The sequence below is a fragment of the Pseudomonas sp. 8AS genome, assembly GCF_902506505.1.
GTDB lineage: Bacteria > Pseudomonadota > Gammaproteobacteria > Pseudomonadales > Pseudomonadaceae > Aquipseudomonas.
Genome location: NZ_LR733406.1, coordinates 2,633,131 through 2,658,961, shown reverse-complemented (window position 1 = coordinate 2,658,961; position 25,831 = coordinate 2,633,131). Strand labels below are relative to the sequence as shown.

Below are 25,831 nucleotides of genomic sequence, written 5' to 3'. Positions count from 1 at the left end.
CGAGCCAACCCGGCTGTTTATGCCGGACGATAAACGCGCACATTGGCATGCCCCTCGCTCAACAGATGGTGAGCATGCAGGCGGCTCATGACACCCTTATCGCAATACAGCAGGTACTGACGATTGGCATCCAGTTCCTTGAAGCGGTTGTTGATCGCGTAGAACGGCAGAGTCTGGACCTCGATGCCCGGCAACACCAGCGGCTCGTCTTCGGCGGCATCCGGATGGCGGATGTCGAGGACGATCTGCCCGGGTAGCGCTTCGCCGACCTCCTCGACCTGCAGATCCTGGCCCAGCTCGTCGATCACCCGATCGACGGTAATCCGCGTGGCGCGCTCCAGGGCGCGCTCGAGGATGGCCATGTCGAAATGGCTTTCTTCGTGTTCGATGCGCCCCGCCTTGGCCCGGGTGGTCGGGTTCACCGAGATCACGCCGCAGTACTCGGGCATGTGCTTGGCGAACTCGGCGGTACCGATCCGCGTGGCGCAGTCGATGATGTCCTGCTTGTGGCTGGCGATCAGCGGGCGCAGCACCAGCATGTCGGTGGCCGAATCGATCACCGAGAGGTTGGGCAGGGTCTGGCTGGACACCTGGCTGATCGCCTCGCCGGTGACCAGGGCGTCGATGCGCAGCTCTTCGGCGATACGGCTGGCGGCGCGCAGCATCATGCGCTTGAGGATCACGCCCATCTGGCTGTTGTCGACCTTGCCGAGGATCTCGCCGACCACTTCCTCGAACGGCACGCTAATAAAGAGTACGCGGTGCGAGCTGCCGAACTTCTGCCACAGGTGGTGCGCCACTTCCATCACGCCCAGCTCGTGGGCGCGGCCGCCGAGGTTGAAGAAGCAGAAGTGGGTCAGCAGGCCGCGGCGCATCATCTGATAGGCAGCGACGGTGGAATCGAAACCGCCGGACATCAGCACCAGGGTCTGCTCGATCGAACCCAGCGGGTAGCCACCCAGACCTTCGTGCTGGGCATGGATGATCAGCAGGCGCTGGTAACGCACCTCGAGGCGCACTTCGGTCTCGGGATTCTTCAGGTCGATGCCACTGGCGCCGCACTCGCGGCGCAGGCGGCTGCCGATGTGGCCGGCCAGATCCACCGAGGTGAAATCATGGGTATTGCCGGCGCGCTTGCAGCGCACGGCGAAGCGCTTGCCGGGCAGCTGGGCGCCGAAATGCGCGCGGCACTTCTCGAAGGTGTCGTCGAAATCGACGTAGGGGTATTCGTGCACTTCGAGGAAGTGGGCGATGCCCGGGGTGTTGCGCAGGCGCTCGAACATCTCCGCCTGGATCTTCGGCTCGCACACCTGGCTGATCAGGTCGAGGTTGTCCCACTCGCCCTGCACCTCAAGCGCCGGGTCCAGGTCACGCAGCACCGTGCGGATGTTCTTCGCCAGCTGGCGGATGAACTGCTTGCGCACCGGCCGGCTCTTGATGGTGATTTCCGCGAAGGGTTTGACGATGAGTTTCATGGGACAGCGCGTACGCCAGGCAGCCGAAAAAAGAAGGGCGCGGATTATAGCGGAAATTGCTCAAGCTTTAACCAGAAACAACTCGACAGAATGCAAAAGACCTAAAATGGTGCATCTCAATAAAAACAGGCACCAAAAAGAAGCACTCTGCAGGGTGGAAAAACTTGTGCAAGCCGCGCAACGCCTGATTTTCAGGCGTGGCGCCCATTCCCGTGCACTGGCACACTAATTGCTCCCTTGTGAGGCAAGTCGCTCAAGCGGATTATCCCGCCCGGCTTCACACATATTCGGAGGCGGCCCCATAACCCGCCTCTTTCCACCTGGAGGACAGCATGTCTAAGGCAATTCAACTGATCAAAGAACACGATGTGAAGTGGGTAGACCTGCGCTTCACCGACATTCGTGGCCAACAGCACCACATCACCATGCCGGCCCGCGACGCCCTGGACGAAGACTTCTTCGAACACGGCAAGATGTTCGACGGTTCCTCCCTGGACGGCTGGAAAGGCATCGAAGCCTCCGACATGATCCTGCTGCCGGAAGACGACAGCGCCGTTCTGGACCCCTTCACCGAAGAGCCGACCCTGATCCTGGTCTGCGACGTGATCGAGCCGTCCACCATGCAGGGCTACGACCGCGACCCGCGCGCGATCGCCAAGCGCGCCGAAGAATTCCTGAAAAGCACCGGTATCGGTGACACCGTATTCGTCGGCCCGGAGCCGGAGTTCTTCATCTTCGACCAGGTCAAGTTCAAGTCGGACATGTCCGGCTCGATGTTCAAGATCTTCTCCGAACAGGCCGCCTGGAACAGCGACGGCGACTTCGAAGGCGGCAACAAGGGCCACCGCGTAGCAGTCAAGGGCGGCTACCTGCCGACCCCGCCGTCCGACTACGACCACGAAATCCGCACCGCCATGTGCAACGCCCTGGAAGAAATGGGCCAGATCGTCGAAGTGCACCACCACGAAGTGGCCACTGCCGGCCAGAACGAAATCGGCGTCAAGTTCAACACCCTGGTGAAGAAGGCCGACGAAGTTCAGACTCTGAAGTACTGCGTGCACAACGTGGCCGACGCCTACGGCAAGACCGCGACCTTCATGCCGAAGCCGCTGTACGGCGACAACGGCTCGGGCATGCACGTGCACATGTCCATCTCCAAGGATGGCAAGAACACCTTCGCCGGCGAAGGCTATGCCGGTCTGTCCGACACCGCCCTGTACTTCATCGGCGGTATCATCAAGCACGGCAAGGCGCTGAACGCCCTGACCAACCCGTCGACCAACTCCTACAAGCGTCTGGTCCCGGGCTTCGAAGCTCCGGTCATGCTGGCCTACTCGGCCCGCAACCGTTCCGCCTCGATCCGCATCCCGTACGTCGCCAGCCCGAAAGGCCGCCGCATCGAGGCGCGCTTCCCGGATCCGGCTGCCAACCCGTACCTGGCCTTCGCCGCCCTGCTGATGGCCGGTATCGACGGTATCCAGAACAAGATCCACCCTGGCGATGCGGCCGACAAGAACCTGTACGACCTGCCGCCGGAAGAGTCCAAGCTGATCCCGCAGGTGTGCGGCAGCCTGAAAGAAGCCCTGGAGGCCCTGGAGGCCGACCACGACTTCCTGCTCAAGGGCAACGTATTCAGCAAGGACTTCCTGGAAGCCTTCACCGAGCTGAAATCGGCTGAAGAAATCAAGGTACGTACCTTCGTGCACCCGCTGGAATACGACCTGTACTACAGCGTCTAAGCCTGCCGCGTGATGCAAGAGGCCTCCTTCGGGAGGCCTTTTTTTCGTCTTACCGCCGCCAACTCCCTGCACCGCCTCACCCTTGCCGCCAGCCGCGCCACCACCCCACCCAACCCGGTCTTTTCTTGCGCCGCAGCACGCTGCAGGAGCCCCGCCCTTGCCAGTCCGGCCTGCAGATGCAAGGCTTAACGCCAGCTCACCCGGGAGTACACCGATGCGCCTGCTCACCGCCTGCCTGCTCTGCGCCCTGGCCCTGCCGGCCGCCGCGCAGATCTACAAATACACCGATGCCAACGGCAACACCGTGTTCACCAACCAGCCACCGGAAGGCCAGGCGGCGCAATCCGTCGAACTGCCGCCGACCAACGCGGTGCCAGCGCAAAAGCCCAGCATCGCCGCCGAGGCGCCCACGCCTGCCGCCGCGCAGGATGCCTACCAGGTGCTGCAGCTCACCGACATCCCCACCGAGGAAGCGCTGCGGGCCAACAACGGCACCTTCACCGTCGGCGTGGAGATCGAGCCGCGCCTGATCCCCGGGCACCGCTTGCGCCTGCTGCTGGATGGCAAACCCCATGGCCAGCCGAGCAATGTCACCCGCCTGCAGGTGACCAACGCCGATCGCGGCGAGCACAGCCTGGCGGTCGAGGTACTCAGCGGCGACCAGGTCATCCAGCAGAGCCCTACCCTGACCTTCACCGTGCAGCGCATCAGCATCAACAGCCCGGCGCGGCCCAAGCCGACGCCGACGCCAACCCCCAAGCCGGCCCCGTAATCCCGCCATTTCCCCGCGAGCAACCCGACGCTTATGTATCGCCCGCTGTTCTGTCTGCTTCTCTGCCTCACCGGCCTGCCCGCGCAGGCCGGCGTCTACACCTACATCGATGCCGACGGCAACCGGGTGTTCACCGACCAGCCGCCCTCCGAGCGCGCCGAACGCATCGAGATGGCGCCGTCCAACAGCATGAACGGCGTAGAGGTGGCCCGCCCACCGGTCTCGCTGACCCTGGAGGAGCCCAAGCCGCCGGCCTACCAGCTGCTGCGCATCCTCATCCCCGAGCCGGACGCGACCATCATCGACCAGGCCGGCAACCTGATCGTCACCGCCACCAGCGAGCCCGGCCTGCTGCCGGAGCATAACTTCCGCCTGATCATGGACGGCCAGCCCGTCGGCCAGCCCGGCCGCAGCCCGGTCTTCCCGCTGGAGAACATCGATCGCGGCACCCACCAGCTGTCGGTGGAAATCCTCGATGCCGGCGGACGCATCGTCGAGCGCACGCCGAGCCAGCCGGTGCACATCAAGCGCATCTCCCTGGCGCAGAAGCGCCAGGCCAATCCGTGCAAGAAAGCCGACTACGGCGTGCGCCCGGAATGCCCGCTAAAGGACAAACCGGCAGAACCCAGAGACATCCCCCTGGTCCCTTTCATCTGATCCGGCGGATCAATGCACCAATATGACGCATTGATCTGCACCGATTTCTATACTCTCCCTGTTTTGGTTCATCCCGCGCGCCACACACTGCGCTGAAAAGCAGCCAAAACCGCGCCACCAGCAGAAACCACGCAACTTTTCAGGGCTTTGGTTTGCTTCTTGCATTTTCCTGCCCATTGCCGGATGCCTGCCCATGAACCTGAACGACACACTGCTGCGCCTGCTGCTGGACAACCTGACCACCGCCACCATTCTGCTCAACGACGACCTGCGTCTTGAGTACATGAACCCGGCGGCGGAGATGCTCCTGGCCGTCAGTGGCCAGCGCAGCCACGGCCAGTTCATCAGCGAACTGTTCACCGAATCGGCGGAAGCGCTCAGCTCCCTGCGCCAGGCCGTCGAGCACGCGCACCCCTTCACCAAGCGCGAAGCCCTGCTCACCTCGCTGAGCGGCCAGACCATCACCGTGGACTACGCCGTCACGCCGATCCTCAACCGCGGCCAGACCCTGCTGCTGCTGGAAGTGCACCCGCGCGACCGCCTGCTACGGATCACCAAGGAAGAGGCGCAACTGTCCAAGCAGGAAACCACCAAGCTGCTGGTGCGCGGCCTGGCCCACGAGATCAAGAACCCGCTCGGCGGCATCCGCGGCGCCGCCCAGCTGCTGGCCCGCGAACTGCCGGAAGACAGCCTGCGGGATTACACCAACGTGATCATCGAGGAGGCGGATCGGCTGCGTAATCTGGTCGACCGCATGCTCGGCTCGAACAAGCTGCCGAGCCTGGCCATGACCAACATCCATGAGGTTCTGGAGCGGGTCAGCAGCCTGATCGAGGCCGAATGCCAGGGCAGCATCACCCTGGTGCGCGACTACGACCCGAGCATCCCCGATGTGCTGATCGACCGCGAGCAGATGATCCAGGCCGTGCTCAACATAGTGCGCAACGCCATGCAGGCGCTGGCCGGGCAGAGCGACCTGCGCCTGGGCCGCATCAGCCTGCGCACCCGCACCCTGCGCCAGTTCACCATCGGCCACACCCGCCACCGCCTGGTGGTCAAGGTGGAGATCATCGACAACGGCCCGGGCATTCCCGCCGAGCTGCAGGAAACCATCTTCTATCCCATGGTCAGCGGCCGTCCGGACGGTACCGGGCTGGGCCTGGCCATCACCCAGAACATCATCAGTCAGCACCAGGGGCTGATCGAATGCGAGAGCCACCCCGGCCATACCGTGTTCTCGATCTTCCTGCCCCTGGAACAAGGAGCCTGTTAGTCATGAGCCGCAGTGAAACCGTCTGGATCGTCGATGACGACCGCTCCATCCGCTGGGTGCTGGAAAAGGCCCTGCAGCAGGAAGGCATGACCACCCAGAGTTTCGACAGCGCCGACGGCGTACTCAGCCGCCTCTCCCGCCAGCAGCCGGACGTGATCATCTCCGACATCCGCATGCCGGGCGCCAGCGGCCTGGAGTTGCTGGCGCGGATCCGCGACCTGCACCCGCGCCTGCCGGTAATCATCATGACCGCCCATTCCGACCTGGACAGCGCCGTGGCCTCCTACCAGGGCGGCGCCTTCGAGTACCTGCCCAAGCCGTTCGATGTCGACGAGGCCGTGTCCCTGGTCAAGCGCGCCAACCAGCACGCCCAGGAGCAGCAGGGCCTGGCCGTACCGGTCGAGCAGGCCGCCACCCCGGAAATCATCGGCGAAGCGCCGGCCATGCAGGAGGTGTTCCGCGCCATCGGTCGCCTCAGCCACTCCAACATCACCGTGCTGATCAACGGCGAGTCGGGCACCGGCAAGGAGCTGGTGGCCCACGCCCTGCACCGTCACAGCCCGCGCGCGGCTTCGCCGTTCATCGCGCTGAACATGGCGGCGATCCCCAAGGACCTGATGGAATCCGAGCTGTTCGGCCACGAGAAAGGCGCCTTCACCGGCGCGGCCAACCAGCGCCGCGGACGTTTCGAGCAGGCCGACGGCGGCACCCTGTTCCTCGACGAGATCGGCGACATGCCGGCCGATACGCAAACACGGTTGCTGCGCGTGCTGGCCGACGGCGAGTTCTACCGGGTCGGCGGCCACACGCCGGTCAAGGTCGACGTGCGCATCATCGCCGCCACCCACCAGAACCTGGAAACCCTGGTGCAGGCCGGCAAGTTCCGCGAAGACCTGTTCCACCGCCTCAACGTGATCCGCATCCACATCCCGCGCCTGTCGGATCGCCGCGAGGACATCCCGACCCTGGCCCGCCACTTCCTCGCCCGCGCCGCCCAGGAGCTGGCCGTCGAGCCCAAGCTGCTGAAGAGCGAGACCGAGGACTACCTCAAGCACCTGCCGTGGCCGGGCAACGTGCGCCAGTTGGAGAACACCTGCCGCTGGATCACCGTGATGGCCTCCGGGCGCGAAGTGCACGTCGACGACCTGCCGCCGGAACTGCTCACCCAGCCCCAGGAAAGCGCCCCGGCGACCAACTGGGAACAGGCCCTGCGCCAGTGGGCCGACCAGTCCCTGGGTCGCGGCCAGTCCAGCCTGCTCGATAGCGCCGTACCGGCCTTCGAACGGATCATGATCGAGACCGCGCTCAAGCACACCGCCGGCCGCCGCCGCGACGCCGCGGTGCTGCTGGGCTGGGGGCGCAACACCCTGACCCGCAAGATCAAGGAACTGGGCATGAAGGTCGACGGCGGCGATGACGACGACGGCGACGAATAAGCCTCACGCTCGGCACCACCCAGAAAACGGGCCCGATCGGGCCCGTTTTTCATGGCGCCGCACAACGGCGATCTGAAAGAGCTTGGCGGCTAAAGCCGCTCCCACGGGCCTTCGCCTGGGGCGACCACGCGACCTCCCGCAGGAGCCGCTTCAGCCCAATCAGGCCAGTGCGCCAGAGCAATGCACCCGCCTCGCTCCGGTGCACAGCAGCGGTTCAAGCGCGGCCCCGCCAGCGCCCGCAGCGAACCGCCAGAAAGCGTTGCAACCCAGTATTCACAAGGCCTGCAGCCGTCGTAATAAAACTGGCACACAGCCTGCATAGACTCTAGCAATCCCAGTTTCGGGGACCTTGGTACAGGCAGGCCGGGGATTCCCCTCTTTTACAAGTGCAACACAAAGGCCACCTTCGCGGGTGGCCTTTGTGCTTTCTGGCGCTACCAGTCAAGGCCCGCCAGCCGCGTCACCTGGCCGGAGGCGAGGCAACCGCGGCGGGCGGTGCCAGCGGCACCTCGATCCGCAGCAACCAGTGCTCGCCGGCCGCCTCCAGGCGCTCGTGCACCTCGAGGCGCTCGCCCAGGCCGACCAGCAGCACCTGCACATCCGCGCCCCGGTTCTCGACCCGCCAGGACAGGCTGCGCCCGTCCGCCTGAACGCGGCCGCGCCGCGCCGCGCCGGCCAGCTGCGCACCCGGCAGGCGCAGGCTCACCGCGCCGCTTTCCTCGCTGCGCCGGTAAGGCAGCGGGCGATCCAGCAGGATCTGCAGCACCAGGCCACGGTCGCCATGCTCCGGCCGCACCTCGATAACCCGCGCGGCGACCTCGGCCTGCACGGTTGGCCTGACGCTGGCCAGGTTGGGCACGCCCTTGACCACCCGGCCGATCATCAGCCCCACCAGCAGCCCCATGAGGATCACCGCAGCCAGCCAGAGCGAACCGCGGCGCAGGCGCTCGACCTGTGCCTGGCGCGCGGCCGCGGCCTCCTCCTGCGCCTGGGCCTGCAGCTGCCGGCGCTCTTCGGCGGACAGCCCGTCCGCCTCGGCCTTCTCTCGCGTAACGTCCTCCAACTGCGCCCCCCTTGCAAGTCTGCCGCCCCCGCGCTCAACGGCACGCGGTGGCACACTGTAGAATGTCGGCCTCCGCCCTGTCCCGAGCCCGCCCCATGTTCCATGTCGTTCTGTTCCAGCCCGAGATCCCGCCGAACACCGGCAACATCATCCGCTTGTGCGCCAACACCGGCTGCCAGCTGCACCTGATCGAGCCCCTGGGTTTTGAACTGGACGACAAGCGCCTGCGCCGCGCCGGCCTGGATTATCACGAATACGCGACCTTGAAGCGCCACCAATCCTTGCGCGACTGCATCGCAGAGACCCAGTGCGACAGGGTATTGGCATTCACCACAAAAGCCAGCCACAGCTACGCGCAAATGCAGTTCCGCCGCGGCGACCTGCTGCTGTTCGGCCCGGAAAGCCGCGGCCTGCCCAGCGAGATCCTCGAACAGATCCCCGACCAGCAGCGCCTGCGCATGCCGATGCGCCCGGAGTGCCGCAGCCTCAACCTGTCCAACGCGGTGGCCGTGGTGGTCTACGAGGCCTGGCGGCAGAACGATTTCGCCATGCAGTAGGAGCGCGCTCTGCTCGCGAACCCAGGCCAGGCAAAAGCTTCGCGAGCAGAGCCCGCCCCTATCAGGTAAATCCAGGCAGAAAAAAAGCGCCCCGCGGGGCGCTTCTTTCATCACCGCCGGCCTCAGGCCTGGGCGGTCGCCTCGCCGGCGGACTGCATGCGCTGCAGCTCCTGGGCGTAGAGGGCGTCGAAGTTCACCGGGGCCAGCATCAGCGCCGGGAAGGAACCGCGCACCACCAGGCTGTCCAGGGTCTCGCGGGCGTAGGGGAACAGCAGGTTCGGGCAGAAGGCGCCGAGGGTGTGGCTCATGGACGCGGCATCCAGGCCCTTGATCAGGAAGATCCCGGCCTGCTGCACTTCGGCGATGAAGGCGGTCTCTTCGCCGGTCTTCACGGTCACCGAGAGGGTCAGCACCACTTCGTGGAAGTCGCCGTCCAGGGTCTTCTGACGGGTGTTCAGGTCCAGCGCGACGCTCGGCGCCCACTCCTGACGGAAGATCTCCGGGCTCTTCGGCGCTTCGAAGGACAGATCCTTCACATAGATGCGCTGCAGGGAGAACTGAGGCCCTTGCTCGGCTTGGGCGGCACCGTTGTTTGCTTGTTCAGTCATGACGAAGTCTTCTTATTACGGGTTTCTGAAAGGGTTCAGGCCTGCAGCAGCGCATCCAGCTTGCCGGCGCGCTCCAGGGCATAAAGGTCGTCGCAGCCACCGACATGGGTGCTGCCGATCCAGATCTGCGGTACCGAGGTGCGCCCGGCCTTGCGCGTCATCTCGGCGCGCGCCTCGGGCTTGCCGTCGACGCTGATGTCGTGGAAGGCCACACCCTTGCTGCTCAGCAGTTGCTTGGCGCGGACGCAGTAGGGGCACCAGGCGCTGGAGTAAACCACAATCTCGGGCATGTCACTTGACCACGGGCAAGTTGTCGCCACGCCAGGTGGCGATGCCGCCGCCCAGTTTGGCCGCGGTGAAGCCGGCCTTCTGCAGGTCGCGGGCAACGCTGCCGGCGTGCTGGCCCATGGCATCGACCACGATGATGGTCTTGGCCTTGTGCTTGTCCAGCTCGGCCATGCGGCTGGCGAGCTTGTCGAAAGGGATGTTCAGGGCGCCGACGATGTGGCCGCTGGCGAAGTCCTTGTTGTTGCGCACGTCCAGCACCAGGCCCTGCTCGCCGTTGACCAGGCTGGTCAGCTCACGGCTGGACAGGCTCTTGCCGCCCTTGCGCAGCTCGGTGACGATCAGCAGCACCAGCAGGAAGGCGAAGCATGCGGTCAGTACATAGTGGTTAGTGGCAAATTCAATCAGGTGGGCCAACATCGCGGAGTTCCAGGGCGTTAAAATGCCGGCCAGTATACACAGCCACACTGGTCGGCCAAGCCCCGCCCAGCGGTGACGGCGCGGGCCGTTGACCGTAGAATGTGCGACCTTTTTCGACCCATGCACAGCGAGCCAGCTTTTATGAGCGCCACGCCCAAACCCCTGGTCCTGATCATCCTCGACGGCTTCGGCCACAGCGACAACCCCGAGTACAACGCCATCCACGCGGCCCACACGCCGGTCTACGACCGCCTGCGCGCCACCCAGCCGCATGGTTTGATCTCAGGCAGCGGCATGGATGTCGGCCTGCCGGACGGGCAGATGGGCAACTCCGAGGTCGGCCACATGAACCTCGGCGCCGGCCGCGTGGTGTACCAGGACTTCACCCGGGTGACCAAGGCGATCCGCGATGGCGAGTTCTTCAGCAATGCCGCCATCACCGGTGCCGTGGACAAGGCCGTAAGCGCCGGTAAGGCCGTGCATATCCTCGGCCTGCTGTCGGATGGCGGCGTGCACAGCCACCAGGACCACCTGGTGGCCATGGCCGAGCTGGCCGCCGGGCGCGGCGCCGAGAAGATCTACCTGCACGCCTTCCTCGACGGCCGCGATACCCCGCCGAAAAGCGCCCAGCCGTCCATCGAGCTGCTCGACGCCACCTTCGCCAGGCTCGGCAAGGGCCGCATCGCCAGCCTCACCGGCCGCTACTTCGCCATGGACCGCGACAACCGCTGGGACCGCGTCGAGCAGGCCTACCACCTGATCGTCGAAGGCCAGGGCCAGTTCAATGCCGCCAGCGCCGTTGAGGGCCTGGCCGCCGCCTACGAGCGCGGCGAGAGCGACGAATTCGTCAAGGCCACCACTATCGGCACCCCGGTGAAAGTCGAAGACGGCGACGCCATCGTGTTCATGAACTTCCGCGCCGACCGCGCCCGCGAGCTGACCCGCGCCTTCGTCGAGCCCGGGTTCAACGAGTTCGAGCGCGCGCGTGTGCCGCAACTGGCCGGCTTCATCATGCTCACCCAGTACGCGGCGAGCATCCCGGCGCCCAGCGCCTACAAGCCGGAACCCCTGACCAACGTGCTCGGCGAGTACCTGGCGAACAACGGCAAGACCCAGCTGCGCATCGCCGAGACCGAGAAGTACGCCCACGTCACCTTCTTCTTCTCCGGCGGCCGCGAAGAGCCGTTCGCCGGAGAGGAGCGCATCCTCATCCCCTCGCCGAACGTCGCCACCTACGACCTGCAGCCGCAGATGAGCGCGCCGCAAGTGACCGACAAGATCGTCGAGGCCATCGAGAACCAGCGGTATGACGTGATCATCGTCAACTACGCCAACGGCGACATGGTCGGCCATACCGGCGTGTTCTCTGCCGCCGTGGCCGCCGTGGAATGCCTGGACACCTGCGTCGGGCGCATCGTTGCCGCGCTGGACAAGGTCGGCGGCGAAGCGCTGATCACCGCCGACCACGGCAACGTCGAGCAGATGGAAGACGAGTGCACCGGCCAGGCGCACACCGCGCACACCTGCGAGCCGGTGCCGTTCATCTATGTCGGCAAACGCCCGGCGAGCCTCCGTGAAGGCGGCGTGCTGGCCGACGTGGCGCCGACCCTGCTGACCCTGATGGGCCTGCCGATCCCGCAGGAAATGACCGGCACCAGCATCATCAGTCTGAAATAAAGCGCCCCACGTCGCGAAACGCCTGCCGGCTCTCGTCGGCGGGCGTTTTTTTTGCGCGGCGCGACGGGCATACTAGGCCGACTCCCCGCTCCAGGTGCTGCACAGCCCATGTTTCGCGCCCTCGCCCTGATAGTCCTGACCAGCCTGCTCGCCCCGGCCGCCTTCGCCGACGAGAAAGCCGACGCCCAAAAACAGCTGGAAGCCGCGCGCGCCGATGTCGCCGAGCTGAAGAAGCTGCTCGAACAGCTGCAGAAAGAAAAATCCGGGGTGCAGAAGGACCTCAAGCGCACCGAAAGCGAGATGGGCCAGCTGCAGAAGCAGGTCAACGGCCTGCAGCAGGAGATGAACAAGAGCGAGCAGGAGCTGCAGCGTCTCGACCAGGAGAAAAAAAAACTCCAGCAATCGCGCCTTGAACAGCAGCGCCTGATCGGCATCCAGGCCCGCGCGGCCTACCAGGGCGGCCAGCAGGAGCCGCTGCGCCTGCTGCTTAACCAGCAGCAGCCGGAAAAGTTCTCGCGCACCCTCACCTACTACGACTACCTCGGCCAGGCGCGCCTGGAGCAGCTGGCCGCGTTCAACGAGACCCTGCGCCAGCTGGCCAACATCGAAACCGACATCGCCACCCAGCAGGCCCAGCTGGGCGAGCAGAAAAGCGCCCTGGACAGCCGCCGCGAGCAGCTCGCCGCCGCGCGCAAGGAGCGCCAGCAGGCCCTGGCCAAGCTGAACAAGCAGTACAGCGCCGGCGACCACAAGCTCAAGGCACGCCAGCAGGAACAGGCCGAACTGACCCGCGTGCTCAAGACCATCGAGGAAACCCTCGCCCGCCAGGCCCGCGAGGCGGCAGAAGCACAGCGCCTGGCCCTGCTCGAACAGCAGCAGGCACGCCAGCCGAACAGCCAGCCGCTGGCCCTCGGCCCGGCCGTGAGCAACAGCGGCGCCAGCTATGGCGGCCCCTTTGCCAGCGCCAAGGGCAAGTTGCCGTGGCCGGTCAACGGCCGGGTGGTGGCGCGCTACGGCACGCCGCGCGGTGGTGATGCCCGCACCAAGTGGGACGGCGTGCTGATCGGCGCCAGCGCCGGCAGCCAGGTGCATGCCGTGCATGGCGGGCGGGTGGTGTTCGCCGACTGGTTGCGCGGCGCCGGGCTTCTGGTCATCCTCGATCACGGCAACGGCTACCTGAGCCTGTATGGCCACAACCAGAGCCTGCTCAAGGAAGCCGGCGACATCGTCAAGGCCGGCGAATCGATTGCCACCGTCGGCACCAGCGGCGGGCAGGACACGCCCGCCCTGTATTTCGCCATTCGCCAGCAGGGCCGCCCGAGCGATCCCGCACAGTGGTGCCGCGGCTGACCGCCCGAGAGCGCCACCCGCAATTATTTCTGGGAGTTCACATGTCGCATTTCCACCGCCTCACCCCTCTCGCCCTGGCCCTCGGCCTGCTGGCGGGCAGCCCTGCCCTGCAGGCCGCGCCCGAGCCGGTGGCGGCCCCGGTGGAAAACGCCAAGGCACCCTTGCCGCTGGATGAACTGCGCACCTTCGCCGAGGTGATGGACCGCATCAAGTCGGCCTATGTCGAGCCGGTGGACGACAAGACCCTGCTGGAAAACGCCATCAAGGGCATGCTCAGCAACCTCGACCCGCACTCCGCCTACCTGGAGCCGGAAGCCTTCGCCGAACTGCAGGAAAGCACCAGCGGCGAATTCGGCGGCCTGGGGATAGAAGTCGGCGTGGAGGACAGCTTCCTCAAGGTGGTCACGCCGATCGACGACACCCCGGCCTCGCGCGCCGGCATCCAGCCCGGCGACCTGATCTTCAAGATCGACGGCCAGCCGACCAAGGGCCTGTCGCTGATGGAAGCGGTGGACAAGATGCGCGGCAAGGCCGGCAGCAAGATCGTCCTGACCCTGGTGCGCGAAGGCGGCCAGCCGTTCGATGTGGAACTGACCCGCGCGGTGATCAAGGTCAAGAGCGTGAAGAGCCAGCTGCTCGAAGACGGCTACGGCCTGCTGCGCATCACCCAGTTCCAGATCAACACCGGCGAGGAAGTCGGCAAGGCCCTGGCCAAGCTGCGCAAGGACAACGGCGGCAAGCTGCGCGGCCTGGTCCTCGACCTGCGCAACAACCCCGGCGGCGTGCTGCAGGCGGCGGTGGAAGTCACCGACCACTTCCTCAAGAAGGGCCTGATCGTCTACACCGAGGGCCGGATCGCCAACTCGGAACTGCGCTTCAACGCCGACCCGGCCGACGCCAGCGAAGGCGTGCCGCTGGTGGTGCTGATCAACGGTGGCAGCGCCTCGGCCTCGGAGATCGTCGCCGGCGCCCTGCAGGACCACAAGCGCGGCGTGCTGATGGGCACCGACAGCTTCGGCAAGGGCTCGGTGCAGACCGTGCTGCCGCTGAACAACGACCGCGCCCTGAAGCTCACCACCGCCCTGTACTACACCCCCAAGGGCCGCTCGATCCAGGCCCAGGGCATAGTCCCGGACATCGAGGTGGCGCGCGCCAAGCTGACCCGCGAGCAGGACAGCGAAAGCATCAAGGAAGCCGACCTGCAGGGCCACCTGGGCAACGGCAACGGCGGCGCGGACAAGCCCAGCGGCAAGAAGAGCGAGAAGCCGGCACGCCCGCAGGACGACGACTACCAGCTGAGCCAGGCGCTCAACCTGCTCAAGGGTCTGAGCGTCACCCGCGGCGACTGAGAGCCCGCCTAGGGTCAAAAGATCGTAAGCAGTCTCCAAGGCGAGTGGAAAAAACAAAAAACCCGGGCAAGCCCGGGTTTTTCCTGTCCGCCAGAATTACTCCACGTAGCTCTGGAAGATCTTGTCCACCGTGCCATCGGCGCGCATCTGGTCGAGGGCCTTCTGCAGACGCTCGACCACCTCGTCCGGGGTTTCCGGGTTGAGGGCCAGGTACAGCTCGGCACTGTCGAAGCGCAGCACGGTCTTCAGCCCGCTGACGCCCTCCAGCTTGGCCAGGTAACGGCCGGCGGGGTCGCCGGTGGCCCACAGGTCGATCTGCCCGTTCATCAGCTTGGCCACGTTCTCCTGGTCGCGCAGCGAGCTGAGCGGCTCCAGACCCTGTTTGCGCAGGTGCTCGTCGATGGCGTCGCCCTTGTAGGCGCCGATGCGGTACTGCCTGGCCTGTTCCAGGCTGAGCAGGCTGATCGGGCTGTCGGCCTTGGCCAGCATCACCCAGTCGTCCGGGCCGATCGGGCCGACCCATTTGAACAGCTTTTCCCGCTCCGGCAGCTTGGCCGCCACGAACACGCCATGGTCGGGCAGTTCCAGGGCCATCTTGTAGATGCGCGCCCAGGGGAAACGCAGCGTCATGTGGTACTGGATGCCGGCCTTCTTGAACATCTCGCCGACCACCTTCACGGCGATGCCATCGAGGTTTTCCTCGCGGGCGTAGTTCTTGCCGTTGGTCGCCATGTTGTAGGGCGGGAAGTTCTCGGTCAGCAGCACGACCTTGTAGTCGGCCGGCACTTCGGCACGGGCCAGGGCGGAAAACAGCAGGCCCAGGCCCAGCACCGCCATCGTCAGACGCTTCAACAACATATCCATTTCCTTGCCAGTCAAAAGAGGCGGGCGGCGCACGGGCTGCCCTCCAGCGCCTCGGCAGGCGCGAGCGCGGGCAGCCTCCGGGGCGGCGCAGGTTAGCATGAAGCTCGTCCCGCGCCAGTGCGGATGGTCACGCCGGCGGCCGGCGGCGCAACGGCTCAGAGGTAGTTGCTGGTGATCTGCTCGACGAAGCCGTCGCTGCGCATCTTGTCCAGCGCGCCCTGCAGCTTCTGCACCACTTCATCGGGCACCTCTTTGTTCAGTGCCAGATACAGCTCGCCGCTGTGGAAGCGCAGCACCGTCTTCAGCCCGGACACGCCCTCCTGCTTGGCCAGGTAGCGACCTGCCGGATCACCGGTGGCCCACAGATCGATCTGACTGCCCTCCAACTTCTTGGCGTTTTCCTGATCGCGCAGCACGGTGATCGGCGTCAGACCGTTCTTCACCAGATGCTCAGCCGTGGCATCACCCTTGTAGGCTCCGACCTTGTACTTCTTCGCCTCAGCCAGGCTGCCGAGGGTGATCTGGCTGTCGCCCTTGGCCAGCAACACCCAGTCGTCTTTGGCGATAGGGCCGACCCATTTGAACAACTGCTCACGCTCCGGCACACGGCTGGTGGCGAACACGCCGTAGCCCGGTTTCTCTAGCGCCAGCTTGTAGATGCGATCCCAGGGGAAACGCAGGGTCAGGCTGTACGTGACCCCGGCACGCTTGAACATCTCCCGCACGATATCTGCAGCGATGCCGTCAATGTTGTCTTCCTGGGCGAAGTTCTTGCCGTTGATCGCCATGTTGTACGGCGGGTAATTCTCGGTCAGCAGGATGACCTTGTAGTCCGGGTCCAGCTCGGCGTGTGCGCCACCGGCCAGCAGCAGACCAGCGAGCAGCAGGGCTTTTTGCAGAGATTTCAGCATGCAGTACAGCTCCAGGGTTAGGGGGAAATTGGCGAGCCTGACAGTGGACAGCCGGCGAGCAGCCATAGTCACCTTGTGACCTGCGAGTTTCAACCCACTGCGACAGAACGCGATAGCGCCACGCGCATGCAACTGCTGCAGATCGATCGACGGCCCGCCAGGCGAGCGCGCGCCATGCCAAGGCAGGCAAGAAACGAACCAGACGGGGCAATCGGGCCGCCATGAAAAACGCCCGCGGGCAGCGGGCGTCGGGTCAAGCGCGGCAGGCGGCTCAGCGCACCACGATACCGCGGCTGGCCAGGTAGGCCTTGGCCTCCGGCACGCTGTACTCGCCGAAGTGGAAGATGCTCGCCGCCAGCACCGCATCGGCCTTGCCTTCGAGGATGCCGGCGGCCAGGTGTTCGAGGTTGCCGACGCCGCCGGAGGCGATCACCGGGATGCCCACGCTCTCGCTGATGGCGCGGGTCACGCCGAGGTCGTAGCCGCTCTTCACGCCGTCCTGGTCCATGCTGGTCAGGAGGATTTCGCCGGCGCCGAGGTCTTCCATCTTCTTCGCCCACAGTACGGCATCCAGGCCGGTCGGCTTGCGCCCGCCATGGGTGAAGATTTCCCAGCGCGGGGTTTCGCCCGGCAGCGAGACCTTCTTGGCGTCGATGGCGACCACGATGCACTGCGAGCCGAAGCGCTGCGCGGCCTCGCCGACGAACTCCGGGTTGAACACCGCGGCGGTGTTGATCGAGACCTTGTCTGCACCGGCATTGAGCAGGTTGCGGATGTCCTGAACAGTCCTGACCCCACCACCGACCGTCAGCGGGATAAACACCTGGCTGGCCATGCGCTCGACCGTGTGCAGGGTGGTGTCGCGACCATCGACGCTGGCGGTGATGTCGAGGAAGGTGATCTCGTCGGCGCCCTGCTCGTCGTAGCGGCGGGCGATCTCCACCGGGTCGCCGGCGTCGCGGATGTTCTCGAACTTGACGCCCTTGACCACGCGGCCGTTGTCCACGTCGAGGCAGGGGATGATGCGTTTAGCCAAAGCCATAACAATGCACTCGTAGGATGGGTTGAGCGCAGCGATACCCATCGTCGCGTCAACGGATGACTCTATCGGTGGGTTACGCCGCTGCGCGGCTAACCCACCCTACGTTCAGATCAACCCTTGAAGCTGTCGCAGAAGGCCTGGGCCTCGGCGACGTCCAGAGTGCCTTCGTAGATCGCCCGGCCGGTAATGGCGCCGATGATGCCCGGCGAGCGGGCCAGCAGCAGCTTTTCGATATCGCCGAGGTTGTGGATGCCGCCGGAGGCGATCACCGGGATCTTGCTGGCCGCCGCCAGGGCCGCGGTGGCCTCGACGTTGCAGCCCTGCATCATGCCGTCTTTGGCGATGTCGGTATAAACGATGGCGGACACACCGTCGGCCTCGAAGCGCTTGGCCAGGTCGGTGGCCTGCACGCTCGATACCTCGGCCCAGCCGTCGGTGGCGACGAAGCCGTCCTTGGCATCCAGGCCGACGATGACCTTGCCCGGGAAGGCCTTGCAGGCATCGGTGACGAACTGCGGATCTTTCACCGCCTTGGTGCCGATGATCACGTAGCTGACCCCGGCCTTGACGTAGTGCTCGATGGTTTCCAGCGAGCGGATGCCGCCGCCGATCTGGATCGGCAGGTGCGGGTAGCGCTTGGCGATGGCGGTGACCACCTCGCCGTTGACCGGCTGGCCCTCGAAGGCACCGTTGAGGTCGACCAGGTGCAGGCGGCGGCAACCGCCCTCGACCCACTTGGCGGCCATGCTCACCGGGTCATCGGAAAACACCGTGGAGTCTTCCATGCGGCCCTGGCGCAGACGCACGCAGGCGCCGTCCTTGAGATCGATAGCGGGGATAATCAGCATCGGTTGAACCTGCTCAAGTCTTTAGAATCGGTGAAAGGTCAGCTCTTCTCGAGCGCCCACAAGTCGCTTTCGATACTGGCGAAGCGGTCGGACAGCAGCGCCTGCACATCGGCAATCGCCTTGTTGTAGTAGTGCGGGGCAATTTCGCGACTGAACAGCTCCAGCACTTCCTGCACCTCGAAGGAGCCCAGCTGCAGCTCGAAACGCTCCTCGAGGAAGCCCTTGAGGCTGTGCAGTGCGGCCTGCTCCTGGGCGGCGTCCAGTGCCAGGAGCGGCGCCTTCTTGCCCCGGCTCATTAGCAGCGGCCATCCCAGCCGACGAAGTTCTGCAGCAGCTGCAGGCCGTGGGTGTGGCTCTTCTCCGGGTGGAACTGCACGGCGAACTTCGAGCCCTCGGCCAGCGCCGCGGCGAAGTCCTTGCCATAGTGACCGCGGCCGACCACCTGGGCCGGGTTACCGGCCTCGATGTAGTAGCTGTGCACGAAGTAGAAGCGGCCCTTGTTGGGGATCTCGTGCCACAGCGGGTGCTCGACCACCTGCTCGACCTCGTTCCAGCCCATGTGCGGCACCTTCAGGTGTGAACCGTCCTCGTGCAGGTCCTTGCCGAAGAAGCGCACCTGGCCGGGGAACAGGCCGATGCAGTCGACCCCGCCGTTCTCCTCGCTGCGCTCCAGCAATGCCTGCATGCCGACGCAGATGCCGAGGAACGGGCGGTCGGTGCTGACCTCGCGCACCAGCTCGTCGAAGCCCAGACGCTTGATCTCGGCCATGCAGTCGCGGATTGCGCCGACGCCGGGGAACACCACCCGGTCGGCCTCGCGGATCACCTGGGCGTCGCTGGTGACGATCACTCGTCCCGCGCCGACATGCTCGAGGGCCTTGGCCACCGAGTGCAGGTTGCCCATGCCGTAATCAATCACAGCTACCGTTTGCACTTACAGGCACCCTTTGGTCGACGGCATCTGCCCGGCCATGCGCGGATCCAGCTCGACGGCCATGCGCAGGGCGCGGCCGAAGGCCTTGAACACCGTCTCGATCTGGTGGTGGGTGTTGGTCCCGCGCAGGTTGTCGATGTGCAGGGACACCAAGGCGTGGTTGACGAAGCCCTGGAAGAATTCCTGGAACAGGTCGACGTCGAAGCCGCCGACCACCGCGCGGGTGAACGGCACGTGCATCTGCAGGCCCGGGCGGCCGGAGAAGTCGATCACCACGCGCGACAGCGCTTCGTCCAGCGGCACGTAGGAGTGGCCGTAGCGGGTCATGCCCTTCTTGTCGCCGAGGGCCTTGGCGAAGGCCTGGCCGAGGGTGATGCCGACGTCTTCCACGGTGTGGTGGTCGTCGATATGCAGGTCGCCCTTGCACTGGATGTCCAGGTCGATCAGCCCGTGGCGGGCGATCTGGTCGAGCATGTGCTCGAGGAACGGCACGCCAATATCGAACTTGGCCTTGCCGGTGCCATCCAGGTTGATCGAGACCTTGATCTGGGTCTCCAGGGTGTTGCGCTCGACGGATGCCGTACGTTCGGCCATCACCAGCTCCCGAAAATGCTTGCGGAAAAGGCGGCCATTATAGGCGGCGCGGGGCTTGGGCGGCTACCGCAACGGCCCAAAGGCGGTTACGCATGTTGGCCCTGGCTGTTTTCGCCAGGGCTGTCGGCGCCTTACACTGCGCCACCCGCCAGCGAGGAAGCCGCGATGCCCGTGTTTGTCGAGATCGTCACCCGTCCATCGGCCCAGGACCACATCGACCTGACCAAGGTCTACGCCGACGCCCCGGACTGGCTGCTGGCGCCCTACGCCAGCGCCGATGCGCTGATCGCCGGCGGTATCGGCGAGGGCCGGCTGATCGCCGGGCGCTTCAACGACCGCCTGCTCGGCGCCGCCCTGCTGAGCCGCGATGCCGACTGCTGGCGCCTGTCGCACCTGTGCGTGCGCAAGGTCACGCGCAAGCGCGGCGTGGCCCGGCGCCTCCTCGACGAAGCCCAGCGCATGGCCCGCGAGGCCGGCCAGCCGCTGCGCCTGGCCGCGCCGAAAGACCATCTGGAAAGCCAGGCCCTGGCCGCCCGCAGCGGCCTGCCGCTGGACAGCCTGTAACCGGCGCAAGCACCGTAGGCTGCGCCGCGCGCACCGGGCAACCCCTAGGAGAAGGCCGCCACCCGCGGCCGCGCCGCCAGCCACAACAGCCACAGCAGGCTGACCGCACACAGCCCGGCCAGCAGCAGGCCGAGCAACCACTGTGCCGGTACCAGCCACAACCCCCAGCCCAGCGCCGCGCCGGCCATCAGCAGCTGGCGGCCTGCCTCCACTTTCCACAACGCACGCCGGCCCTCGAACAGCAGGCCGAGGCTGACGCAGCCGCCGAGAATCGCCAGCACCAGCAGCCAGGGCTCCCACACGGCGGCACGCTTGACGCTGGCGAGGAAGCACAGGGCCATGGCGTTGATCGCCACGAACTGCAGCACGGCATACCCGCGCAGGCTGGCCGGATAGGGCCGGTCGAACTTGTCCGCGCCCATCGATGGCCAGAGCCGCGCCTGCACATCCGCCGGGCGCCAGCCGGTGGGCATCCACCACAGGCGCAGCTTGTCCCACCAGGAGCGAGTCGCGCAGGTGTCGGCCCACAGCAGGCGCCACCAGGAGAACTGCAGGCGGATCGGGTCGAAGGTGCGCACCGGCGTGGTCACCCCGTAGCGCACCGGCTCGCGCTCGTCGGCGAAGGTGCCAAACAGGCGATCCCAGAGGATGAACACCCCGCCGTGGTTCCTGTCGATGTAGCAGTCGTTCTGCCCGTGGTGCACCCGGTGGTTGCTCGGCGTGACCATAAACCACTCCAGCACGCCGAGCCGGCCGATATGCTGGCTGTGGATCCAGAACTGGTAGACCAGCTGCGCGCCGAGCAGGACCAGGAACAGCGGCAACGGAATCCCCAGCAACGCCAACGGCAGGTAGAACGGCCAGTCGAAGGCCGTCTGGAAGGCGCCCTTGCGCAGCGCGGTGGACAGGTTGAAGTCCTCGCTGGAGTGGTGCGGCTGGTGCGCGCCCCACAGCAGGTTGTAGCGGTGCAGGCTGCGATGGGCCCAGTAAAAGCAGAAGTCCACGGCGACGAAGCCGAGCAGCCAGGTCCAAGGCGAACTCGCGTCCAGCTCCAGCAGCCGCCCATGCTCATACAGCCAGGCGTAGGGAATGATCAGCAGCAGACGCAGCGGTCCCTCCAGCAATACGCGCAGCACCGCGGTGTTGATGCTGGTGACGGCATCCGCCAGGCGATAGGTGTGGCGCCCGCTATGGCGCTCGTAGGCCAGCTCCAGCAGGATCAGGGCGATGTACAGCGGCACGGCCATCACGGTGACATTCATGGGCGCCTCCCGGTTCTTGTTATGCTGCCAGCCTAACCCCGCAGGTTGCTCGGCAACACCGCCCGAGCCGCCAATTCCAGCCACCGTTCACGCCAGCCAGCATGCACAGCATCGACACCCTGATCATCGGCGCCGGCGCCCTCGGCCTGGCCGGCCAGCTGCGCTTCGGCCCGGACGTGCGCTACCTGGATGCGCTGGACTACCGCGTCGACGAGCAGCTGCGCGAGCCCTTCGCCACGGCGATCCAGCGCTATTTCCCCGGCCTCGACCCCGCCCGCCTGCAGCCCGGCTACAGCGGCGTGCGAGCCAAGCTCAGCGGCGCCGGGGAACCGCCCGCCGACTTCGTCATCCAAACGCCTGCCGCCCACGGCCTGCAGGGCCTAGTCAACCTGTTCGGGATCGAATCGCCGGGGCTCACCGCCAGCCTGGCGATCGCCGAGAAGGTGGCCGCGGCACTCTGAGCCGGCGCTATACTCGCGCCCAGAAAAAGTCATCCAAACAAGGACGCGTCCATGAAATCTATCGGCAAAATCCTGGGCCTGGTCTTCCTCGGACTGCTGCTGATCATCGTCGGCCTCGGCTTCGCCCTGACCCACCTGTTCGACCCCAACGACTACAAGGACGAAATCCAGCAACTGGCCCGCGACAAGGCCAACCTCGAGCTCAAGCTCAATGGCGATATCGGCTGGAGCCTGTTCCCCTGGCTCGGCCTGGAACTGACCGACGCCACCCTGGCCAGCGCCGCCACCCCGGACCAGCCGTTCGCCGACCTGCGCCTGCTCGGTCTGTCCGTGCGCGTGCTGCCGCTGCTGCGCAAGGAAGTGCAGATGAGCGACATCCGCATCGACGGCCTCAACCTGACCCTGCAGCGCGATGCCAAGGGCCGCGGCAACTGGGAAGACGTCGGCAAGCCGGCCCAGGCCGCCAGCGCTGCGAACGCACCGGCCGCCGCCACGCCGGCGCCGGCAAGCAGCGACGCCGCCCCCGCAGCCGCCGAACGCCCGCTCAAGCTGGATATCGACAGCCTGACCATCAGCAATTCGCGCATTGACTACCGCGACCAGCGCAGTGGCCGCCAGCTCAGCGCCGAAGGCATTGAGCTGAGCAGCGGGGCGATCCGCGAGGGCGCCAACATCCCGCTCAAGCTGAGCGCCTTCCTCGCCAGCAACCAGCCGCTGCTGCGCGCCCGGACCGAGCTGCAGACCCAGCTGCGCTTCGACCGCGCGCTCAAACGCTACCAGCTGGAAGACTTCAAGCTGGCCGGCGAGGTTTCCGGCGAGCCGCTCAAGGGCAAGACCCTGACCTTCGCCACCCAGGGCCAGCTGCTGCTCGACCAGGCCGCCCAGGTCGCCGAGTGGAACAGCCTCAAGCTCAGCGCCAACCAGCTGCGCGCCATCGGCGAACTGAAACTGCGCGACCTGGACAAGACCGCACAACTGCAGGGCGGCCTGTCCATCGCCAAGTTCAACCTGCGCGAATTCCTCGGCGGCGTTGGCGTCGAACTGCCGGCCATGCGCGACGGCAACAGCCTGCAGCAGTTCGAGCTATCCACCCGCCTGGCCGGCACGCCGAGCAGCCTGAACCTCAACGAGCTCAGCCTGCAGCTGGATGACAGCAGCTTCAGCGGCAACCTGGCCATCAGCGACTTCGCCAAACAGGCCCTGCGCCTGCAGCTCAAGGGCGACAAGCTCGACCTCGACCGCTACCTGCCGCCCAAGGACCCGGACGCCAGCGCCGGCGCCGCGCGCAAGAACGAGATCAAGGGCGCGGTGGCCGCCGCCGGCAAGAACGGCAGCACGCCGCTGCCGAGCGCGCCGACCCAGCAGGCCTGGAGCACCACGCCGATCCTGCCGCTGGAGCCGCTGCGCAAGCTCGATGTGCAGGCCGAACTCGGCCTCGGCCTGCTGACCCTGAACCGGCTGCCGATCGAAGACGCCCACCTCAAGGCCAGCGCCCAGGCCGGCGTGCTCAGCCTGCAGACCCTGCGCGGCGACCTCCATGGCGGCAACTTCAGCGCCCAGGCCCAGCTCGACGTGCGTCCGGACGTGCCGCTGCTCACCGCGCGGAAACAACTAAACCATGTCCCAGTGGAAAAACTCATCGAGAGCCAGGGCGAGAAGGCGCCCGTCAAGGGCCTGCTCGACCTGAGCGCCGACATCCGCACCCAGGGCAACAGCCAGAAGGCCTGGATCGACGCACTGAACGGCACGGCCAGCTTCAGCCTGAGCCAGGGCGTGCTGGTCGAGGCCAACCTGGAGCAGCAGCTGTGCCAGGGCATCGCCACCCTCAACCGCAAGACACTGTCCAGCGAACCGCGCGGCAAGGACACGCCCTTCGAGGAACTCGACGGCAACCTGACCCTGCGCAACGGCGTGGCCAGCAACCCGGACCTCAAGGCGCGCATCCCCGGCCTGACGGTCAACGGCAAGGGCGATGTCGACCTGCGCGTACTGGGCCTGGACTACCGCATCGGCATCGTCATCGAAGGCGACAAGGGCGCCATGCCCGACCCGGCCTGCCAGGTCAACGAACGCTACGCCGGCATCGAGTGGCCGCTGCGCTGCCGCGGCCCGCTGGAGCTGGGCGCCAAGGCCTGCCGCCTGGACCAGGACGGCCTGGGCAAGGTCGCCGCCAAGCTGGCCGGGGCCAGGCTCGAGGAGAAGATCGAAGAGAAGCTCGGCGACAAGGTCAGCCCGGAACTCAAGGACGCCCTCAAGGGCCTGTTCAACCGATGACGCCCGCGCAGTTCAACGGCGCCGTGCTGGCCTGGTATGACCAGCACGGGCGCAAGGATCTGCCCTGGCAGCAGGCCATCAACCCATACCGGGTGTGGGTCTCGGAAATCATGCTGCAGCAGACCCAGGTCAGCACCGTGCTCGGTTACTTCGACCGCTTCATGCACGCCCTGCCCACGGTCAAGGATCTGGCCGAGGCAGCGGAAGACGAAGTCCTGCACCTGTGGACCGGCCTGGGCTACTACACCCGCGCGCGCAACCTGCAGAAGACCGCACAGATCGTCATGCGCGAGCATGGCGGCGAATTCCCCCGCGACGTCGAGGCGCTCAGCGCCCTGCCCGGCATCGGCCGCTCCACCGCCGGTGCCATCGCCAGCCTGAGCATGGGCCTGCGCGCGCCGATCCTCGACGGCAACGTCAAGCGAGTGCTGGCCCGCTACGTCGCCCAGGAGGGCTATCCGGGCGAGCCGAAGGTGGCCAGGCAGCTGTGGCAGGTGGCCGAGCGCTTCCTCCCCGAGGAGCGGGTCAACCACTACACCCAGGCGATGATGGACCTGGGCGCCACGCTCTGTACCCGGAGCAAGCCGAGCTGCCTGCTCTGCCCGCTGCAGAGCGGCTGCCAGGCGCACCTGCTGGGCCTGGAAATCCGCTACCCGGTGGCCAAGCCGCGCAAGGAGCTGCCGCGCAAGCGCACCCTGATGCCGCTGCTGGCCAACCGCGACGGCGCAATCCTGCTCTATCGCCGCCCGTCGAGCGGCCTGTGGGGCGGCCTGTGGAGCCTGCCCGAGCTGGACGACCTGGCCGGCCTCGAAGCGCTGGCCAGCCAGCACGCCCTGCACCTGGGCAATCGCCACGAACTGGCCGGGCTGACCCATACTTTCAGCCACTTCCAGCTGGCCATCGAGCCCTGGCTGGTCCGGGTCGAGGCCGCCAACCCCGGCGTGGCCGAGGGCGACTGGCTCTGGTATAACCTCGCCACCCCGCCGCGCCTGGGCCTGGCCGCCCCGGTGAAGAAGCTCCTCAAGCGAGCTGCGCAAGAACTGAATGCAGGAGAAGAGTCATGAGTCGCACCGTCCACTGCCGCAAGCACAAGCAAGACCTCCCTGGCCTTGAGCGCCCGCCCTACCCGGGCCCGAAAGGCGAGGACATCTTCAACAACGTGTCCAAGCAGGCCTGGGACGAATGGCAGAAACACCAGACCATGCTGATCAACGAACGACGCCTGAACATGATGAATGCCGAGGACCGCAAATTCCTCCAGACCGAGATGGACAAGTTCCTCTCCGGTGAGGAATACGCCCAGGCCGAAGGCTACGTACCGCCGAGCGCCTAAGCCCGTGGACAGGTGCGGGAAATCCCTCCCGTACCTGCCCGACAATCGTAAGCGCCCGTCTTTGCTGAAATTTTTTTCTTTCC

At 66.1% G+C, this 25,831-nt stretch carries 26 protein-coding genes and 1 pseudogene; 14 read left to right on the top strand and 13 right to left on the bottom strand.

Annotated features, from left to right (window positions below):
- Positions 1 to 17: 17 nt before the first annotated feature.
- Positions 18 to 1,475, bottom strand: coding sequence for a tRNA uracil 4-sulfurtransferase ThiI (gene thiI, locus GV001_RS12325; protein ID WP_160080187.1), 1,458 nt, complete (start codon positions 1,473 to 1,475; stop codon positions 18 to 20).
- Positions 1,476 to 1,807: 332 nt separating this feature from the next.
- Here thiI and glnA point away from each other — a divergent pair, with 332 nt between their 5' ends.
- The 5 genes from glnA to ntrC all read left to right on the top strand — a co-directional run bounded on the left by glnA (position 1,808) and on the right by ntrC (position 7,352).
- Positions 1,808 to 3,214 (top strand): type I glutamate--ammonia ligase, encoded by a 1,407-nt coding sequence (gene glnA, locus GV001_RS12320; RefSeq protein WP_160080185.1) that lies wholly within the window; start codon positions 1,808 to 1,810, stop codon positions 3,212 to 3,214.
- Between the two features lie 214 nt (positions 3,215 to 3,428).
- Entirely contained in the window at positions 3,429 to 3,986 is a 558-nt protein-coding gene (locus GV001_RS12315; RefSeq protein WP_160080183.1) for a DUF4124 domain-containing protein, read from the top strand.
- Positions 3,987 to 4,019: 33 nt separating this feature from the next.
- Complete coding sequence (locus tag GV001_RS12310) at positions 4,020 to 4,643, top strand: DUF4124 domain-containing protein (RefSeq protein ID WP_160080181.1); 624 nt, start codon at positions 4,020 to 4,022, stop codon at positions 4,641 to 4,643.
- A 193-nt stretch (positions 4,644 to 4,836) separates the two neighbouring features.
- Positions 4,837 to 5,916: a nitrogen regulation protein NR(II) gene (gene glnL, locus GV001_RS12305; protein WP_160080179.1), complete on the top strand. Its 1,080-nt coding sequence runs from the start codon at positions 4,837 to 4,839 to the stop codon at positions 5,914 to 5,916.
- Positions 5,917 to 5,918: 2 nt separating this feature from the next.
- Positions 5,919 to 7,352: a nitrogen regulation protein NR(I) gene (gene ntrC, locus GV001_RS12300; protein WP_160080177.1), complete on the top strand. Its 1,434-nt coding sequence runs from the start codon at positions 5,919 to 5,921 to the stop codon at positions 7,350 to 7,352.
- A gap of 460 nt (positions 7,353 to 7,812) precedes the next feature.
- On the opposite strand, the gene GV001_RS12295 is transcribed toward ntrC, so the two are convergent.
- Complete coding sequence (locus tag GV001_RS12295; RefSeq protein WP_160080175.1) at positions 7,813 to 8,415, bottom strand: hypothetical protein; 603 nt, start codon at positions 8,413 to 8,415, stop codon at positions 7,813 to 7,815.
- A 95-nt stretch (positions 8,416 to 8,510) separates the two neighbouring features.
- On the opposite strand from GV001_RS12295, the gene trmL reads away from it, so the two are divergent.
- The gene (gene trmL / locus GV001_RS12290) at positions 8,511 to 8,972 is read left to right on the top strand and encodes a tRNA (uridine(34)/cytosine(34)/5-carboxymethylaminomethyluridine(34)-2'-O)-methyltransferase TrmL (RefSeq protein WP_160080173.1); all 462 of its coding nucleotides are present in this window, start codon (positions 8,511 to 8,513) and stop codon (positions 8,970 to 8,972) included.
- A gap of 122 nt (positions 8,973 to 9,094) precedes the next feature.
- Here the strand turns inward: trmL and secB are convergent, their stop codons facing one another.
- Genes secB through GV001_RS12275 form a run of 3 tightly spaced genes read right to left on the bottom strand, consistent with a single transcriptional unit; the run spans position 9,095 to position 10,285 of the window.
- Positions 9,095 to 9,580, bottom strand: a complete 486-nt coding sequence (gene secB, locus GV001_RS12285) for a protein-export chaperone SecB (RefSeq protein WP_160080171.1) — start codon at positions 9,578 to 9,580, stop codon at positions 9,095 to 9,097.
- A 35-nt stretch (positions 9,581 to 9,615) separates the two neighbouring features.
- Complete coding sequence (gene grxC / locus GV001_RS12280; RefSeq protein WP_160080169.1) at positions 9,616 to 9,870, bottom strand: glutaredoxin 3; 255 nt, start codon at positions 9,868 to 9,870, stop codon at positions 9,616 to 9,618.
- A 1-nt stretch (position 9,871) separates the two neighbouring features.
- Positions 9,872 to 10,285, bottom strand: coding sequence for a rhodanese-like domain-containing protein (locus tag GV001_RS12275; RefSeq protein ID WP_160080167.1), 414 nt, complete (start codon positions 10,283 to 10,285; stop codon positions 9,872 to 9,874).
- A gap of 141 nt (positions 10,286 to 10,426) precedes the next feature.
- On the opposite strand from GV001_RS12275, the gene gpmI reads away from it, so the two are divergent.
- The 3 genes from gpmI (at position 10,427) to GV001_RS12260 (ending at position 14,661) form a co-directional block, all read left to right on the top strand.
- On the top strand, positions 10,427 to 11,962 hold the full coding sequence (gpmI, locus tag GV001_RS12270; protein ID WP_160080165.1) for a 2,3-bisphosphoglycerate-independent phosphoglycerate mutase: 1,536 nt from the start codon (positions 10,427 to 10,429) through the stop codon (positions 11,960 to 11,962).
- Positions 11,963 to 12,070: 108 nt separating this feature from the next.
- The gene (locus GV001_RS12265) at positions 12,071 to 13,312 is read left to right on the top strand and encodes a murein hydrolase activator EnvC (protein ID WP_160080163.1); all 1,242 of its coding nucleotides are present in this window, start codon (positions 12,071 to 12,073) and stop codon (positions 13,310 to 13,312) included.
- A 41-nt stretch (positions 13,313 to 13,353) separates the two neighbouring features.
- A complete protein-coding gene (locus tag GV001_RS12260; RefSeq protein ID WP_160080161.1) occupies positions 13,354 to 14,661 on the top strand; it encodes a S41 family peptidase in 1,308 nt (435 codons plus the stop codon).
- A 96-nt stretch (positions 14,662 to 14,757) separates the two neighbouring features.
- Here GV001_RS12260 and GV001_RS12255 read toward each other — a convergent pair whose 3' ends face one another.
- The 7 genes from GV001_RS12255 to hisB all read right to left on the bottom strand — a co-directional run bounded on the left by GV001_RS12255 (position 14,758) and on the right by hisB (position 19,854).
- Complete coding sequence (locus tag GV001_RS12255; RefSeq protein ID WP_160083324.1) at positions 14,758 to 15,516, bottom strand: ABC transporter substrate-binding protein; 759 nt, start codon at positions 15,514 to 15,516, stop codon at positions 14,758 to 14,760.
- Positions 15,517 to 15,680: 164 nt separating this feature from the next.
- Entirely contained in the window at positions 15,681 to 16,436 is a 756-nt protein-coding gene (locus GV001_RS12250) for a substrate-binding periplasmic protein (RefSeq protein ID WP_372238532.1), read from the bottom strand.
- Positions 16,437 to 16,707: 271 nt separating this feature from the next.
- Positions 16,708 to 17,478: an imidazole glycerol phosphate synthase subunit HisF gene (gene hisF, locus GV001_RS12245; RefSeq protein WP_160080159.1), complete on the bottom strand. Its 771-nt coding sequence runs from the start codon at positions 17,476 to 17,478 to the stop codon at positions 16,708 to 16,710.
- A 110-nt stretch (positions 17,479 to 17,588) separates the two neighbouring features.
- Entirely contained in the window at positions 17,589 to 18,326 is a 738-nt protein-coding gene (gene hisA, locus GV001_RS12240; RefSeq protein ID WP_160080157.1) for a 1-(5-phosphoribosyl)-5-[(5-phosphoribosylamino)methylideneamino]imidazole-4-carboxamide isomerase, read from the bottom strand.
- A gap of 38 nt (positions 18,327 to 18,364) precedes the next feature.
- A complete protein-coding gene (locus GV001_RS12235) occupies positions 18,365 to 18,622 on the bottom strand; it encodes a DUF2164 domain-containing protein (protein WP_160080155.1) in 258 nt (85 codons plus the stop codon).
- Complete coding sequence (hisH, locus tag GV001_RS12230) at positions 18,622 to 19,260, bottom strand: imidazole glycerol phosphate synthase subunit HisH (RefSeq protein ID WP_160080153.1); 639 nt, start codon at positions 19,258 to 19,260, stop codon at positions 18,622 to 18,624. The genes GV001_RS12235 and hisH overlap by 1 nt, the downstream gene beginning before the upstream one ends.
- Entirely contained in the window at positions 19,261 to 19,854 is a 594-nt protein-coding gene (gene hisB / locus GV001_RS12225) for an imidazoleglycerol-phosphate dehydratase HisB (protein WP_160080151.1), read from the bottom strand.
- A gap of 165 nt (positions 19,855 to 20,019) precedes the next feature.
- Here hisB and GV001_RS12220 point away from each other — a divergent pair, with 165 nt between their 5' ends.
- Entirely contained in the window at positions 20,020 to 20,418 is a 399-nt protein-coding gene (locus GV001_RS12220; RefSeq protein ID WP_160080149.1) for an acetyl-CoA sensor PanZ family protein, read from the top strand.
- A 44-nt stretch (positions 20,419 to 20,462) separates the two neighbouring features.
- Here GV001_RS12220 and GV001_RS12215 read toward each other — a convergent pair whose 3' ends face one another.
- Positions 20,463 to 21,680 carry a sterol desaturase family protein gene (locus GV001_RS12215; protein ID WP_160080147.1) on the bottom strand — a complete coding sequence of 406 codons (1,218 nt, stop codon included), beginning with the start codon at positions 21,678 to 21,680 and terminating at the stop codon, positions 20,463 to 20,465.
- Positions 21,681 to 21,820: 140 nt separating this feature from the next.
- Here GV001_RS12215 and GV001_RS12210 point away from each other — a divergent pair.
- From GV001_RS12210 to GV001_RS12195, 4 genes and pseudogenes are all read left to right on the top strand, one after another.
- Positions 21,821 to 22,141, top strand: a pseudogene (locus tag GV001_RS12210) (FAD-dependent oxidoreductase); the annotation flags it as partial.
- Between the two features lie 51 nt (positions 22,142 to 22,192).
- Positions 22,193 to 24,415, top strand: coding sequence for an AsmA family protein (locus GV001_RS12205; protein WP_160080143.1), 2,223 nt, complete (start codon positions 22,193 to 22,195; stop codon positions 24,413 to 24,415).
- Complete coding sequence (gene mutY, locus GV001_RS12200; RefSeq protein ID WP_160080141.1) at positions 24,412 to 25,479, top strand: A/G-specific adenine glycosylase; 1,068 nt, start codon at positions 24,412 to 24,414, stop codon at positions 25,477 to 25,479. Before GV001_RS12205 ends, mutY begins: the two co-directional genes overlap by 4 nt.
- Entirely contained in the window at positions 25,476 to 25,748 is a 273-nt protein-coding gene (locus tag GV001_RS12195) for an oxidative damage protection protein (RefSeq protein ID WP_160080139.1), read from the top strand. Before mutY ends, GV001_RS12195 begins: the two co-directional genes overlap by 4 nt.
- Positions 25,749 to 25,831 lie beyond the last annotated feature (83 nt).

Coding starts and splice junctions, on each gene's coding strand:
- gpmI (WP_160080165.1), top strand. CDS start 10,427: ATGAGCGCCACGCCCAAACCCCTGGTCCTGATCATCCTCGACGGCTTC.
- hisA (WP_160080157.1), bottom strand. CDS start 18,326: ATGCTGATTATCCCCGCTATCGATCTCAAGGACGGCGCCTGCGTGCGT.
- thiI (WP_160080187.1), bottom strand. CDS start 1,475: ATGAAACTCATCGTCAAACCCTTCGCGGAAATCACCATCAAGAGCCGG.
- GV001_RS12260 (WP_160080161.1), top strand. CDS start 13,354: ATGTCGCATTTCCACCGCCTCACCCCTCTCGCCCTGGCCCTCGGCCTG.
- GV001_RS12250 (WP_372238532.1), bottom strand. CDS start 16,436: ATGCTGAAATCTCTGCAAAAAGCCCTGCTGCTCGCTGGTCTGCTGCTG.
- secB (WP_160080171.1), bottom strand. CDS start 9,580: ATGACTGAACAAGCAAACAACGGTGCCGCCCAAGCCGAGCAAGGGCCT.
- glnA (WP_160080185.1), top strand. CDS start 1,808: ATGTCTAAGGCAATTCAACTGATCAAAGAACACGATGTGAAGTGGGTA.
- ntrC (WP_160080177.1), top strand. CDS start 5,919: ATGAGCCGCAGTGAAACCGTCTGGATCGTCGATGACGACCGCTCCATC.
- hisF (WP_160080159.1), bottom strand. CDS start 17,478: ATGGCTTTGGCTAAACGCATCATCCCCTGCCTCGACGTGGACAACGGC.
- trmL (WP_160080173.1), top strand. CDS start 8,511: ATGTTCCATGTCGTTCTGTTCCAGCCCGAGATCCCGCCGAACACCGGC.
- glnL (WP_160080179.1), top strand. CDS start 4,837: ATGAACCTGAACGACACACTGCTGCGCCTGCTGCTGGACAACCTGACC.
- GV001_RS12275 (WP_160080167.1), bottom strand. CDS start 10,285: ATGTTGGCCCACCTGATTGAATTTGCCACTAACCACTATGTACTGACC.
- GV001_RS12310 (WP_160080181.1), top strand. CDS start 4,020: ATGTATCGCCCGCTGTTCTGTCTGCTTCTCTGCCTCACCGGCCTGCCC.
- mutY (WP_160080141.1), top strand. CDS start 24,412: ATGACGCCCGCGCAGTTCAACGGCGCCGTGCTGGCCTGGTATGACCAG.
- GV001_RS12315 (WP_160080183.1), top strand. CDS start 3,429: ATGCGCCTGCTCACCGCCTGCCTGCTCTGCGCCCTGGCCCTGCCGGCC.
- grxC (WP_160080169.1), bottom strand. CDS start 9,870: ATGCCCGAGATTGTGGTTTACTCCAGCGCCTGGTGCCCCTACTGCGTC.
- GV001_RS12215 (WP_160080147.1), bottom strand. CDS start 21,680: ATGAATGTCACCGTGATGGCCGTGCCGCTGTACATCGCCCTGATCCTG.
- GV001_RS12195 (WP_160080139.1), top strand. CDS start 25,476: ATGAGTCGCACCGTCCACTGCCGCAAGCACAAGCAAGACCTCCCTGGC.
- hisB (WP_160080151.1), bottom strand. CDS start 19,854: ATGGCCGAACGTACGGCATCCGTCGAGCGCAACACCCTGGAGACCCAG.
- GV001_RS12205 (WP_160080143.1), top strand. CDS start 22,193: ATGAAATCTATCGGCAAAATCCTGGGCCTGGTCTTCCTCGGACTGCTG.
- GV001_RS12220 (WP_160080149.1), top strand. CDS start 20,020: ATGCCCGTGTTTGTCGAGATCGTCACCCGTCCATCGGCCCAGGACCAC.
- GV001_RS12235 (WP_160080155.1), bottom strand. CDS start 18,622: ATGAGCCGGGGCAAGAAGGCGCCGCTCCTGGCACTGGACGCCGCCCAG.
- GV001_RS12265 (WP_160080163.1), top strand. CDS start 12,071: ATGTTTCGCGCCCTCGCCCTGATAGTCCTGACCAGCCTGCTCGCCCCG.